The organism is Salmonella sp. SJTUF15581, assembly GCF_043356775.1.
Taxonomy (GTDB): domain Bacteria; phylum Pseudomonadota; class Gammaproteobacteria; order Enterobacterales; family Enterobacteriaceae; genus Salmonella; species Salmonella enterica.
This window is the reverse complement of sequence record NZ_JBEUJY010000022.1, coordinates 31611-45568: the sequence shown is the minus strand read 5'-3', so window position 1 is coordinate 45568 and position 13958 is coordinate 31611. Positions and strand designations below refer to the sequence as shown.

The following is a 13958-nucleotide window of genomic DNA, read 5'->3' as shown; positions in this document are numbered from 1 at the left end:
AACGCTTAGCGTACCTGGACGGCAATCAGTTCGCTGCCGTCGTCGCCGAGCACGTGGGTTGAACAGGCGAGGCAGGGGTCGAAGCTGTGCAGCGTCCTCAGGATTTCTAACGGTTGGTCGGGAATCGCCATTTGCGTTCCCATCAATGCCGCTTCATAGGCGCCGATCTGTTTTTTAGGATCGCGCGGGCTGGCGTTCCAGGTGGTGGGGACCACGCACTGATAGAGTTCAATCTTCTGATCGCGTATTGACGCCCAGTGTCCCAACGCTCCGCGAGGCGCTTCGGTAAAACCGATGCCGCGGCAGTGCTGCGGCCAACTGGCCGGTTCCCATTTCTCGGTATTGGCGGTGGCCAGGTCGCCGTTTTTCAGGTTGGTCATAAGCCTGTCGAAAAAATACTGCAGCTTACCGACGGCCCATTGCGCTTCGTGCGCGCGGCATAAAATACGGCCAAGCGTAGACTGGATACCGGAGAGCGGCAGTTTAAGGGCGGACATCATGCGATCTACCGACTCTATGGTGGCGGCATCCCCTTTGTGGTACGCGATAAGCGTTCGGGCAAGCGGGCCGACTTCCATGGCATGACCCCGCCAGCGCGGCGCTTTAATCCAGGAGTAACGTTCCTGCTCGTTGAGCTGCTGGATATGCGTATCGCTGCCTTTGACATCACCCGGGTTGTACCAGGGATCGGTAATGCCGTCAAAAGGATGACGCCCCAGCCGATCGTCCGGATAGCGGTACCAGGCGTGATCCACAAACTCCTGTATCTGCTGCGGATCGGCCAAATCTACCGGCATGACATTTTTAAAATCGCCATTGACCACCGCGCCGCCCGGCATTAACAGGCTTTGCTGGCTGAAGTCGTTGGCAATGTCCGGAAATGCGCCGTAGCTCAGCACGCATTTATCCGACAGACCGGTGCCAATTTGACTCCATGCTTTATTGAACTGGCCGATAGCCAGCGCGTCCGGAACCATCACGTTGTTAATGAAGTCGGCGGTGCGGGTGATGATCGACTGCACCAGGTTGAGGCGCTCCATATTGATAGCCCCGACCGCGCCGCTTTGATCGAGATTGATCGCGCACGGCATTCCGCCGACGATCCAGTTAGGATGGGGGTTCTTACCGCCAAATATGGTATGGATTTTGACGATCTCGCGCTGGAAGTCGAGGGCTTCAAGATAGTGGGCAAACCCCATCAGATTAGCCTCTGGCGACAGTTTGTACTGTGGATGTCCCCAATAGCCGTTACGGAATATCCCAAGCTGGCCACCATCGACAAATTTCTTTAATCGATTTTGTACGTCAAAGAAGTAGCCCGGCGATGACATCGGCCAGGCGGAAAGGCTTTGCGCCAACTGCGAGGTGGCGCGCGGATCGGCTTTCAGCGCATTCAGAACATCAATCCAGTCCATACCGGCTAACTGATAAAAATGGACCAGATGATCGTGACACCACAACGTAGCCAGCATGATGTTACGTATAATATTGGCGTTATCCGGCACCTGGATACCAATCGCATCTTCGATAGCGTACACCGATGCCAGAGCATGTACCCCGGTACATACACCACAAATACGTTCAACAAACGCCCAGGCGTCACGCGGGTCACGGCCTTGCAGAATGATCTCCAGCCCGCGGAACATCGTGCCGCAGGAAACGGCATTGGTAATGACGTTTTGCTCATCAATGTTCACTTCGCAGCGCATATGCCCTTCGATGCGGGTAATCGGGTCCACGATCAGACGACGGCCGGCGTCGTTAACGGTATAACCCTGGGTTTGATACTGGTTACTCATGCCTGTTTATCCTCATTGTCCGGCTGTTGTTCGGCTTGCGCTAACTGTTGTTTGTGGCGTTTACGTTGGTTGAGCGCGCTGGCGACAGCGTGACCGCCAACGCCCGCCGCGACCACGCCCAGCGCGGTCAGCCCCACCGTATCGGCGGTTGAATGGGTACCCATCTGGGGAATATCCACCACGCGGCTATAAAACGAGCCGCGATCCCAGAAACCATTTTCTGAACATCCCAGACATCCGTGACCGGACTGGATAGGAAAGGATACGCCGTCATTCCAGCGTGTGGAGGAGCAGGCGTTATAGGTGGTTGGCCCTTTACAGCCCATCTTGTACAGGCAGTATCCCTTGCGGGCGGCGTCATCATCCCAGCTCTCGACAAATTCACCGGCGTCAAAATGGGCGCGGCGGTAGCATTTATCGTGGATACGCTGACCGTAGAACATCAGTGGACGGCCCATGCGATCGAGTTCCGGCAGACGATCAAACGTCACCATATAGGTGATAATGGCGCTCATGACATCCGGGATTGGCGGACATCCAGGGACTTTCACGATCGGCTTGTCGGTGATCACTTTATCGATAGGCGTTGCCTGGGTTGGATTGGGGCGGGCGGCCTGGACGCAACCCCAGGAAGCGCAGTTTCCCCAGGCAATAATAGCGCTGGCGCCCGCGGCGGCTTTCTTCAGTTTTTCAATAAACGGGCGACCGCCGCTGATGCAGAACATCCCTTGTTCTCCTAACGGTGGATTGCCTTCCACCGCCAGAATGTATTTCCCGGCGTAGCGAGTGGTAATATCGTCAAAGACTTCTTCGGCCTGTGCGCCGGCGGCGGCCATCAGGGTGTCGTCATAATCGAGGGAAATCAGCGAGAGGATCACATCTTTGGCTAGCGGGTGCGAGGAACGGATAAAGGATTCGGTACAGCAGGTGCATTCCAGTCCATGAATCCAGACCACCGGAATCCGCGGTTTATTCTCCAGCGCCCAGGCGATCTTTGGCGTCATTCCGGCGCTCAGTCCCAGCGATGTGGCGGCAAGGCTACAGAATTTGAGAAAGCTGCGTCGGGTCACTCCCTTACGACGCATGGCTTGATAAAAGGTCTCCTCGTTATTCATAACGCGTATTTTTTCTCCTTTTTGCACCACGCTCCGCCAGGGGCATAAGGCGCTTTTGCGGGTCCGTTGACGTTCCGCCAGCAAGGCAAATCATTGGGTTACGCGCGAGCGCGGAAACGAGCCCGATTCACTTTGCACCGGCGTATATCGCCAGAAATAATGTAAAAAAAGCGTATCGGATTAACGATAAGAAACAATGTGAAGTGTGTGGGTATAGCTTATAGCGGTATATTTATACCCATTATCGGTTTTTCGGCGAAAGGGCCGTGGCGGGGAAGGACGGTTGAGCTTGTTCCAGGATGAGGTTTTCAGTGAGCAACCTCGGGTAGATTTAGCCTGGTCTCGCCATTTCAGGGATACGTAAGTTGACGCAAAAGGAGGGAGGGTTTGATGTCATCGTTAAAAGAAGCATACTTCGTGATGATTTTTATATAAAATGATGGTGCTGGTTTTAAAGGAATGCAAAAAAGAGACCATTTGAAAGAGGGCGCCCCATGAAAAATAACATCAGATTTGACTTATCCGATTATTTGATTCATTTTTTTCGGGACGTTAATTTAGAGACCGGTAGCCATATTTATTTGCCTGAACACTGTGGTTTTAATAATCAGCACCACGCCTGTTTCATTGATGCTAAATATTTACTTCGATTATCTTTACGCAGTCATAAAATTTTCTCGTCCTGGTCATACCGAAATGGGCAACGAACCGTATATGGTGACTCCCCGGTGGTATGCTTTACAGATATGCCGATTGCAGCTTATTTAGAAACTGGTGTTCGCCGATTAGAACGAAATGAAAAAATCGGTTTATATGCAATCGTTTTACCTAAAGAGCAAATGTTTAATTATGGGGCAAGGCCAGTCATATATGGGTTGGATGAGCATAACAATGCTCGATGCTCGCAAGGCAGAAACGGGGAACGTATTCTTGATGAAACTGCTCTTCCTTTGATTGAACAATATAGATATGTTACTTATGTTCCAGGTAAGATTGACTGGACACATGAACGCGAATGGCGATGGCCATATCGTGGCGATATTAAAAATTTCCTTAATCATATTAAAGAGTATGGTATTCCGGAAAACATTGAAAGTACCCCAGGGTTTGATTTTAGATCAAGCGAAATAAGTGGTGCGGGAATAATAGTCCCATTTGCAGAAGATATCTCTACCGTAGCTCACGATATTTTAACTTTAATTGACCGGGGTGTCATTGGAAGAAATACTTTCAAATTCATTATAGCTGTAGAGAGTTTACAATCATGGACCCAGCTCTCGGAACCGGGCGCGTTACTGTCTTGTATTAATGATAATACTTTCGGATTTGAATCTTTTTTTGATTTATCTGCATCTAAAGTAAAAAATTATGCTGATTCTATCAATGATTATGTAAATGAATTATACTCAAAAAAAGATTTTCTAAATGATAGTTATGCAATGGAATTTGGAAATGCTTGGGTCTGGATTCATGATAACCAATCCCAGGTGGTACGGGCGTTACTGCAGGCTGGAATGATCAACGTTAATAAAGAAGGGCGGTACTTATTAGATGTTAATTTGGCTTCTGTTGATTGGCCATTAAGAAGAAAAGAAGCTTTCGCAAGTCATATTGCGGGATGGCTAAAACATCGTTTTGATATCGAAGCGGGAAGGTATTCCGTTTGGGGAAAAGATGATTATGATGCGATCCCAAGTTATGAGACGCCGCTAAAGGACCAGCATCCTTTTTATAATCATACAGTGAATGTCGACTGGTAATTAAGAAAAGAACTTACTGTAAATAGACTCGTTTTAGTTCCATGCATTTTTGAGATCCCGGCCAGATTGATCCTGGCCCGATCTCTGACGAAAACCCTGAATCTTCGATGTTTCCAATTATGAATTTCTACACCAGTCTTTAAGTATCAATGCATTGTACCTGGTGCGCTGCTATAACTATGTAAGAGGGATTGACGCTTAGAGCCTATCCCATTAGGGCTATTTTACTTGCCATTTTGAACCTGGCAGTGCTCGCCAAAACGCGTTAGCGTTTTGAACGCCGCTAGCGGCGGCCCGAAGGGCGAGCGTAGCGAGTCAATCCTCACGTACTACGTGTACGCTCCGGTTTTTGCGCGCTGTCCGTGTCCAAACTGGCTGCGCCAATAACGCCTGGTGGGATCGGCTCTTAGTGTTAATGTACACCAATACACCAAAGGTCGATGTGTTTACCGCACTTGTGGCTTGGTATGCAGTGTGTATAATTATTGTGTGAATGTTTTCATAAATTGATTTGTCTCTTCTTTGGCCTCTTCTATTGATTTATGTTTATATATTTTTGATTGGTATGTGTATTTTTCTAACGCAGGTAAGTACTTAGAGACGTCGTTACCTTTTTTGAAATCTATAGGCATATGAATACTCGCATATAATATATTTATTCTCTGCGATGGCGTTAGCTCAGAATAATTTATACCTTGTTCATAATAAGAAAGCATCACATCATTGCAGATCCTGTCTTTATACGACTGCCCTATGTATGCGATGATAAGTCCATATATAAGTAGCAATCCAAAAGCGACACCTGCTTTGTGGCTATGAAGAAAATTATATGGTAGCCCAACAAAAAAAAGCACTTTTCTGATTAAAACAAGAATAAATGGTAAGGAAAATAAAAAACAACCGAAGTACATAATCACTTCGCCTGAATTCTGAAACATTTTATACCTTCCTGATAAATAATGGGTTAATTATCTGGTTAATATTCGTTGCCTATTATTTCTTTTATAAACATAGACGATTCTTTGAAATTTTTTTTGAAACTGGAGTAATTGCTAAGTGTTTTCGGTATGCAAAAGATGACTCGCCCATTTTTTACTATGGCATAATATCTTGGATACATTAGCGCTTCTTCTTTTGTGTTTGGAACACCGTCATAGTCTATTTTTTCATCAATAGAGTCAAGTTGGCTAAATAAAAAGACTCTTTTCCTTAGCAAAGTATTATGAACAATAGCATTTTCATATATATCAAGTGAGATTGTAAGACTCAATGCAGCAAATGAAAGTAATGCAATGATGGAAATTGTTAATATTGCTAATGACAAGCCTTCCAGGCAATATAAAACAAGACAAAAGAGTGGGATTGCAGGGAGGTAAGTGACCAACGGGTAAAAACGATCGATTTTTAAATGTGATATGATATTCTGAGGAGATGTGACATGGTCCTGAACGCCCTTGTTAAAGATAATGCTGTAAAGCGTCAAACTATTGTCAATTTTATTTATTGCTTTAGCTTTTATTCTTTGTGTGAATATAAAAAATGCTATCAAAAAGGCAATAAATAAGAAAATGATTAAATTAGAAATAAAACTATCCACGGCATCATCCTGTATATCTACCGAAATTTCCATGGTCACTATTCTACTATTATTAATGAATGTCAATATAAATTTGATGATAGTGCGTTCAACCGGTTGGATTTGATCTAAAATAAAACTTTCGGTATTTCTCTATAGTCACAGAGCAAACAGAGTTGATTCTTTGTTAAAAAATCATCTCAATATTTTAATATGAATTCCTTCACGCGATTCTGGAGTATTACAGTCTACGATTTTAATGATTTTTTATTCATTCATTATGCGTATTAAATTAATGGCAGTGCAATCACAAATTATATTTAGTTTCAGAATTGCAAAATGATTATAGTTTTATAGTTCATGAAGTTGGCCTAAGCTCCTCGGTGGTGAGTGTAGGGGGAACGCCTGAACAAGATCTGAGGCTATGTGCGATACTGTGATATGAGTTAACACAAACAGGCCATACGGTATCTATACCTTTCTAAAAAGCTTTTCGCTGGTATAGAGTCAAAACCTTAGACGAAACAACATTCACACTATGGCCCTGGCAGTGCGGCATTGCGTATCGGTGAGCATAACGGGGCCTTGTTTATTTATTATACCGTTCTAGTACTTACTTAAAATGAAGATGGAAGACTGTTGTACTCATTTTTGACAGCATTGTTACGAGATGAGTTGAGACATTATGAAATGAAAAATCCACGCAATGGCGTGGATTTTATAGCTTTTTGTGATTCTTATGAGATTCAGCGAAACCTCATGAGGCAACAGAAACGAATTAGACGTTGAACAGGAAGTTCATTATATCGCCATCTTTAACGATGTAATCTTTGCCTTCCGCTCGCATCTTACCGGCTTCTTTCGCGCCTTGTTCACCTTTATAGGTAATAAAGTCGTCAAAGGCGATAGTTTGGGCGCGGATAAAGCCTTTTTCGAAGTCGGTATGGATTTTACCTGCTGCCTGCGGCGCGGTTGCGCCAACCGGAATGGTCCATGCGCGAACTTCTTTCACCCCGGCGGTAAAGTAGGTCTGGAGGTTCAGCAGGCGATAACCCGCGCGAATAACGCGGTTCAGCCCCGGCTCTTCCAGACCCAGTTCAGCCATAAATTCGTCGCGCTCGTCATCATCCAGCTCAGCAATATCAGCTTCGACGGCGGCACACACCGGAACCACGACCGAACCTTCTTTGGCGGCGATTTCGCGAACCTGGTCCAGATACGGGTTATTTTCAAAACCGTCTTCATTGACGTTAGCGATATACATTGTCGGCTTCAGCGTCAGGAAGCTTAAATAACGGATAGCCGCTTTATCTTCGTCCGTCAGGTCCAGCGAACGCAGCATCCCCGCTTCGGCCAGGTGCGGCAGGCATTTTTCCAGCGCGGCCAGTTCCGCTTTGGCGTCTTTATCGCCGCCTTTGGCTTTCTTCTGTACGCGATGGATAGCGCGCTCGCAGGTATCGAGGTCAGCCAGCGCCAGTTCGGTATTGATAACATCAATATCTTCTGCCGGGTTTACTTTACCCGCCACATGGATGATATTGTCGTTCTCAAAGCAGCGAACCACGTGACCGATAGCTTCAGTTTCACGGATATTGGTCAGGAACTGGTTACCCAACCCTTCGCCTTTGGACGCGCCTTTTACCAGACCGGCGATATCCACGAACTCCATCGTGGTTGGTAGAATGCGTTGCGGTTTAACAATCTCAGCCAACTGGTCCAGACGCGGATCGGGCATCGGCACGACACCGGTATTCGGTTCGATAGTGCAGAACGGAAAGTTTGCCGCTTCAATACCGGCTTTTGTCAGCGCGTTGAACAGGGTGGATTTCCCGACGTTGGGCAGACCGACGATACCGCATTTGAATCCCATGATTTAACTCACCTTAATATCTTAATAATCAACCTGTTATAGAAAACAGATTGCAGAAATGGAAATAACTTCGCCTATTATACACGGCGTGCGGCAAAAATGCCGCACATCACTGGTTATTGCGCCTTAAAGGTATGCAAACGGCTTGTTGCTTTGGCCAGACCCTCTTTGAACCACAATTCCGTACAGCGTGCCGCTTCGTCAATGGCCTCATCAATTAATTTTTGTTCAGAAACAGGGGGTTTACCCAGCACGAAACCAACAACTTTATTTTTATCGCCTGGATGACCAATTCCAACGCGTAAGCGGTGAAAGTTGGGATTATTGCCCAGCTTGCTGATGATGTCTTTCAGACCATTGTGGCCGCCGTGGCCGCCGCCAAGTTTAAATTTCGCGACGCCCGGAGGGAGATCCAGCTCGTCGTGAGCGACCAAAATTTCGTCCGGCTGAATACGGTAAAAACTGGCCATTGCGCCAACTGCTTTACCACTGAGGTTCATGAACGTGGTGGGTACCAGCAGGCGAACATCTTCCCCTTCCAGCGTGATGCGTGAGGTATAACCAAAGAATTTAGGCTCTTCACGCAACGGCGCGCGCAGGCGCTCCGCCAGTAAATCGACGTACCATGCGCCTGCATTGTGTCGCGTCGCGGCATATTCCGCACCGGGATTCGCCAGACCAACAATCAATTTAATTGCCACGTTTTTTGTCCTGAGTAGATCCATAACTGGCGCGTAGTTTACTGTCTGTCTGCCCGCTTGACAAAACACAGCGACACTCTGAAGTAAATTAAATAATTGCCAGCATTGATTATTAAAAATGTAAACTGTTCAGTGTGTTATTTGTAAAGTTTTGTTAAATGAAACTTTACATTTGTGATCACACCCGCACTTACAAATGGAAGTGTTGTCTATACTTTACACATAAAGTTTAGGGGGATTTCCTAAAAACAACCCAAAAGTTCCGGAGGTGACATATGAAACGCAAAAACGCTTCGTTATTCGGTAACGTGCTGATGGGGTTGGGGCTGGTCGTGATGGTTGTCGGCGTGGGTTACTCTATTTTAAACCAACTGCCGCAGTTTAATTTGCCGCAATTTTTTGCGCATGGCGCAATACTGAGTATTTTTGTCGGTGCAGTTCTTTGGCTGGCAGGGGCTCGTGTAGGGGGGCATGAGCAGGTAAGCGACAAATATTGGTGGGTACGTCACTATGACAAACGTTGCCGCCGTAACGATAATCGTCGTCATAGCTAACCGGTTCAGGCCCGGTAAGCGTTATCGCCACCGGGCATTGTCCATTAACTGAGTAAATCCGCTAACGCCTCCGTCCTGTTCGGGAAGAAGGTCAGACGCCCAGGAATAGGTTTGATACCGGCACGCGCCATTGTGCGCAGCGGTTGGAACTCCAGATTACTGATACGCAATTCGCAACCCTCCGGCAGACGCTTCACAAAACGCTGAAAAGCATCAAGCCCGCCTGCATCCAGCACTGGTACTGCGTCCCATTTCAGAACGACGATACGTTTGCCCTTAATACGTGACTCAAGGTCAGTAAACAGTCCTTCCGCCGCGGCGAAAAAGAGTGGACCGATAACACGCAGCACCAGCACATCATCAGGCACATCGACATTGACCGGCGCAAGTCGAGTCATTCGCGCAATACGGCGCATAAACAGCAGGGAAGCAAGGACAATCCCCACGCTGATGGCGATGACCATATCAAACAGAACCGTTAATGACATGCACAGCAGCATAACGATGATGTCGTCTTTCGGCGCATGGCGTAACAGATCCACCACTTTATGGGCTTCACTCATATTCCATGCCACCATCAGCAGTAGCGCCGCCATCGCGGAAAGCGGCAGCCAGGAGAGTAGCGGGGCCAAGACCAGTAGCGCCAGAATGACCAGGATAGCGTGAATTACCGCCGAGATGGGAGAGGTCGCGCCAGCGCGGACGTTGGCGGCAGAGCGGGCAATCGCGGCGGTGGCGGTGATGCCGCCAAAGAACGGCGCGACCATATTCCCCAGTCCCTGGCCGATAAGTTCGCTGTTAGCTTTATGTTTGGTGCCGGTCATGCCGTCCAGCACGACGGCGCAGAGCAATGATTCGATTGCCCCCAGCATTGCCATCGAGAAGGCCGCTGGCAGCAGCGCGCGCAGTGAATCCCAGCTTAGCGTGAAATCGGAGCCAGGAAGACTCCACGGCAGCATCAGTTGCGGCAGGAGCTGCGGGATGCCGTTGCCCTGAGTGCCGTCAGCCAGAACATAATGGAACTGTGAGCCGATAGTCGCCACATTGCCGCCCAGCAGATTAACGATCCCCATCACGGCGCAACCAGCCAGCAGCGCGGGAAGATGTCCTGGCAGACGAATACCGAGACGCGGCCAGAAAATCAACGTTCCCAGCGTTACCACGCCAATGGCGGCATCGCCAATATTGACGGTGGGCAACGCCATAAACAGCGCGCCGACTTTCTGCAAATAGTGCTCTGGCACATGGGCCATCTGCAGACCAAGAAAATCTTTAATCTGCATGGTACCGATGGTAATACCAATCCCTGAGGTAAAACCCAACGTGACCGACACCGGGATATATTCAATCAATCGCCCCAGTCTCGCCAGGCCGAAAAGGATCAGGAAGAAGCCCGACATCAGCGTGGCGACCAGTAGGCCCGCCAGACCAAACTGTTGCGATACCGGATACAAAATCACCACAAACGCGGCGGTAGGGCCGGAAACGCTAAAGCGCGAGCCGCCGGTTAGCGCGATCACGATCCCGGCGACAGCGGAGGTATAGAGGCCATACTGCGGCGCAACGCCACTGCCAATTGCCAGCGCCATCGCCAGCGGGATAGCAATAATCCCGACGGTGATCCCGGCTATCACATCACGGGTGAACCGGGAGGCGGTATATTTTTCTTTCCAGCAAGCATCGATGAGAGCGCGGAAAGGCATCACATGTGAGGAAAATAATTTGTTCACAATAATGTTTCATCCATGAGCGCATCATCTGTCAACTAAATGGCAGGTGAAGGAGGCATAAGTCATACAAAAGGGTGTTACAGACAAAAAAACCCGCCGCAGCGGGTTTCAGATCCGGGTTCGATCAATGCTCGAACATGGCGGAAATCGATTCTTCGTTGCTGATACGGCGAATCGCTTCGGCCAGCATACCTGACAGGGTCAAGGTACGCACGTTCGGCAGCGCTTTGATTTCGTCGGTCAGCGGAATGGTGTCGCAGACAACGACTTCGTCAATAACGGAGTTGCGCAGGTTGTTTGCCGCATTGCCTGAGAAGATCGGGTGCGTCGCGTAGGCAAACACGCGTTTAGCGCCACGTTCTTTCAATGCTTCTGCTGCTTTGCACAGAGTACCGCCGGTATCGATCATATCATCAACCAGCACGCAGTCACGGCCAGCGACGTCGCCGATGATGTGCATCACCTGAGAAACGTTCGCGCGCGGACGACGTTTATCAATGATAGCCATATCGGTATCGTTCAGCAGCTTAGCGATAGCGCGGGCACGAACCACGCCGCCAATATCCGGAGAAACCACGATCGGGTTATCCAGATTCAGTTGCAGCATATCTTCGAGCAGGATTGGGCTACCGAACACGTTATCAACCGGAACGTCAAAGAAGCCCTGGATCTGTTCAGCATGCAGATCTACGGTGAGAACGCGGTCAACGCCGACGCTGGACAGGAAGTCAGCGACAACTTTTGCGGTAATCGGCACACGGGCGGAACGTACGCGACGGTCCTGACGTGCATAGCCAAAGTAGGGGATAACGGCGGTGATACGACCTGCGGAAGCACGACGCAGGGCATCAACCATAACGACCAATTCCATCAGGTTGTCGTTGGTTGGGGCACAAGTGGACTGGATGATGAAAATATCACCACCGCGTACATTTTCGTTGATTTGTACGCTGACTTCGCCGTCGCTAAAGCGACCTACGGCGGCGTCGCCGAGAGAAGTGTACAGGCGGTTGGCAATACGTTGTGCTAGTTCCGGGGTGGCGTTACCAGCAAAAAGCTTCATATCAGGCACGAGAAGAACCTCAGGCATGCGTCCATTGGTGGAAAGAATCTGCCGAAAACTGTGCGGGCCAGGCAAAATCCTATCCAGGCGGTGTATTAAAGAGCGCGATGCAACGTCTGGAACAAGGTGACGTTGTCACCGAAGCTCAGCTTGCCCGGCTTACTCGTCTTCATTCACGTTTCATGTGCGCTGGTATCGATGCCTCACACCGGTCAAATACGGCATATATGACCGGCGATTCGTCATTTCGCCATCTTCCTGAAACCCGAATGCGTTAGAGTAACTCTCGATGCAATGGGGAGAGGTTGACACCCTTCGCCACAAAAGCATTGAGCCATTCCGGGGCTTGCTCAAGCACCTGGCGAGCACAAGACTCTGTATCGAATTCAGCAAAGACACAGGCCCCTGTCCCAGTCAGGCGCGACGGCGCGTATTCTAACAGCCAGGAAAGCGCCGCATCAACCTCGCGAAAACGTTTTCTTGCGATAACCTCGCAATCATTGCTGAATTCACATTTTAGTAACGTATCTATTGACCTTTTTGGCGTATTACGCGGCAATTGAGGATCTTTAAAGATAACCGGCGTCGGAATGCTTACGCCAGGGTGCGCGACCAGATACCATTTTTCCGGCGGATTCACCGGCGTTAATATTTCGCCTACGCCTTCGGCAAACGCGGCGTGGCCACGAACAAAGACCGGGACGTCGGCGCCGAGCGTCAGGCCGAGCGTCGCCAGTTCATCAATGGAAAGCCCGCATTGCCAAAGATTATTGAGCGCCACCAGAACGGTCGCGGCGTTAGACGAGCCGCCACCCAGACCGCCGCCCATGGGAAGGCGCTTCTCAATGCTGATATCCGCACCGCTTCCGGCGGGCAGGCGTCCACTCTCCGAGGCGACTTTCATCAACAGCCGCGCGGCGCGGACGATCAGATTTTCTTCATTTTCAACGCCGGTAACCGGCGTTAATAAATGGATTTCGCCATCGTGACGCGGTTCGATGTGGAGTGTGTCGCCATAATCCAGAAACTGAAACAGCGTCTGCAGCGTGTGGTAGCCGTCTGCACGCTGTCCGGTGATATATAAAAACAGGTTTAATTTTGCCGGAGAAGGCCAATGGGTCATCATTTCACAATCCAGTTATCCATTTTCAGCTTAATGCGCTGACTGCCGTCTGAAAGCTCCATATTGGCAGGCATGGCAGGCTGCGTTTTGCTGTCATAGCCACCGTAAACCACTTTCCAGTTTTTACCATCCTGGCGGTAGTTCACTTCGCTCAGGCGGTACTGGTCGTCCAGTTTGTAGTCGGTGGCATCGCCAGGCAGACCGAGGATCCACTGCCGCAGGCTGTTTAACGGAATCGGCATCCCGGTGAGTTTGCCGATCATCTCTTCGGCGTCATCGGCGGTATAACGCTGGCCTTTGTTATCCACCAACTGGACGTTGCCCGGCTGGGCGTTAAGCTCCAGCTCGGTGCTGCCCAGCGGGTTGGTAAGCAGCAGGCGGTAGCGATCCTGTCCGGTCTGTTGCCAGAAGAAGCGCGCATAGACTTTCTGATCATCTGAGATGTAAGCAAAGGCGCCGCGCGTCTGGTATTGATTCAGATGACGCACCTCTTGCTGATGCTGGCGCCACTGAGGAGAATCCGGGCTCTTGCCCGGGCCTTCATGCCCAGGAAGCGTACAGGCGGTGAGAACCAGGCTTGCTAACGGCAGTAGACGAATCAGGCGAAAATCGGGCAGGGTCATAGTGATGACGAATCCTTGTGATACGGTGCAATAATTGTCTGATG

At 49.3% G+C, this 13958-nt stretch carries 12 protein-coding genes; 2 read left to right on the top strand and 10 right to left on the bottom strand.

The genetic code is table 11. The annotated features are described in order from the left end of the window. Window positions 1-5 precede the first annotated feature (5 nt). The gene (hyaB, locus tag ABVN36_RS23440) at window positions 6-1799 is read right to left on the bottom strand and encodes a Ni/Fe-hydrogenase large subunit (RefSeq protein ID WP_000070982.1); all 1794 of its coding nucleotides are present in this window, start codon (window positions 1797-1799) and stop codon (window positions 6-8) included. After that, entirely contained in the window at window positions 1796-2914 is a 1119-nt protein-coding gene (hyaA, locus tag ABVN36_RS23435) for a hydrogenase 1 small subunit (RefSeq protein ID WP_001058316.1), read from the bottom strand. The genes hyaB and hyaA overlap by 4 nt, the downstream gene beginning before the upstream one ends. A gap of 494 nt (window positions 2915-3408) precedes the next feature. Between hyaA and ABVN36_RS23430 the strand changes: the two genes are divergently transcribed. Next, entirely contained in the window at window positions 3409-4674 is a 1266-nt protein-coding gene (locus ABVN36_RS23430) for a DUF4427 domain-containing protein (RefSeq protein ID WP_023138858.1), read from the top strand. A gap of 482 nt (window positions 4675-5156) precedes the next feature. Here ABVN36_RS23430 and ABVN36_RS23425 read toward each other — a convergent pair whose 3' ends face one another. The 4 genes from ABVN36_RS23425 to pth form a co-directional block, all read right to left on the bottom strand. Further along, window positions 5157-5612, bottom strand: coding sequence for a hypothetical protein (locus ABVN36_RS23425; RefSeq protein WP_023138857.1), 456 nt, complete (start codon window positions 5610-5612; stop codon window positions 5157-5159). 38 nt (window positions 5613-5650) lie between these two features. After that, window positions 5651-6271: a hypothetical protein gene (locus ABVN36_RS23420; RefSeq protein WP_000376815.1), complete on the bottom strand. Its 621-nt coding sequence runs from the start codon at window positions 6269-6271 to the stop codon at window positions 5651-5653. 757 nt (window positions 6272-7028) lie between these two features. Then, window positions 7029-8120, bottom strand: coding sequence for a redox-regulated ATPase YchF (ychF, locus tag ABVN36_RS23415; protein WP_000505850.1), 1092 nt, complete (start codon window positions 8118-8120; stop codon window positions 7029-7031). Between the two features lie 116 nt (window positions 8121-8236). Then, window positions 8237-8821: an aminoacyl-tRNA hydrolase gene (gene pth / locus ABVN36_RS23410; protein ID WP_000985595.1), complete on the bottom strand. Its 585-nt coding sequence runs from the start codon at window positions 8819-8821 to the stop codon at window positions 8237-8239. Between the two features lie 275 nt (window positions 8822-9096). Between pth and ychH the strand changes: the two genes are divergently transcribed. After that, window positions 9097-9375, top strand: a complete 279-nt coding sequence (gene ychH / locus ABVN36_RS23405; RefSeq protein WP_000823878.1) for a stress-induced protein YchH — start codon at window positions 9097-9099, stop codon at window positions 9373-9375. A gap of 44 nt (window positions 9376-9419) precedes the next feature. On the opposite strand, the gene dauA is transcribed toward ychH, so the two are convergent. From dauA to lolB, 4 genes are all read right to left on the bottom strand, one after another. Beyond that, the gene (dauA, locus tag ABVN36_RS23400; protein ID WP_001037181.1) at window positions 9420-11105 is read right to left on the bottom strand and encodes a C4-dicarboxylic acid transporter DauA; all 1686 of its coding nucleotides are present in this window, start codon (window positions 11103-11105) and stop codon (window positions 9420-9422) included. A gap of 124 nt (window positions 11106-11229) precedes the next feature. Then, entirely contained in the window at window positions 11230-12177 is a 948-nt protein-coding gene (gene prs, locus ABVN36_RS23395; protein WP_001518537.1) for a ribose-phosphate diphosphokinase, read from the bottom strand. A 265-nt stretch (window positions 12178-12442) separates the two neighbouring features. Continuing rightward, the gene (ispE, locus tag ABVN36_RS23390; protein ID WP_023138856.1) at window positions 12443-13294 is read right to left on the bottom strand and encodes a 4-(cytidine 5'-diphospho)-2-C-methyl-D-erythritol kinase; all 852 of its coding nucleotides are present in this window, start codon (window positions 13292-13294) and stop codon (window positions 12443-12445) included. Next, window positions 13291-13914 (bottom strand): lipoprotein insertase outer membrane protein LolB, encoded by a 624-nt coding sequence (gene lolB / locus ABVN36_RS23385; RefSeq protein ID WP_000174481.1) that lies wholly within the window; start codon window positions 13912-13914, stop codon window positions 13291-13293. Before lolB ends, ispE begins: the two co-directional genes overlap by 4 nt. Window positions 13915-13958 lie beyond the last annotated feature (44 nt).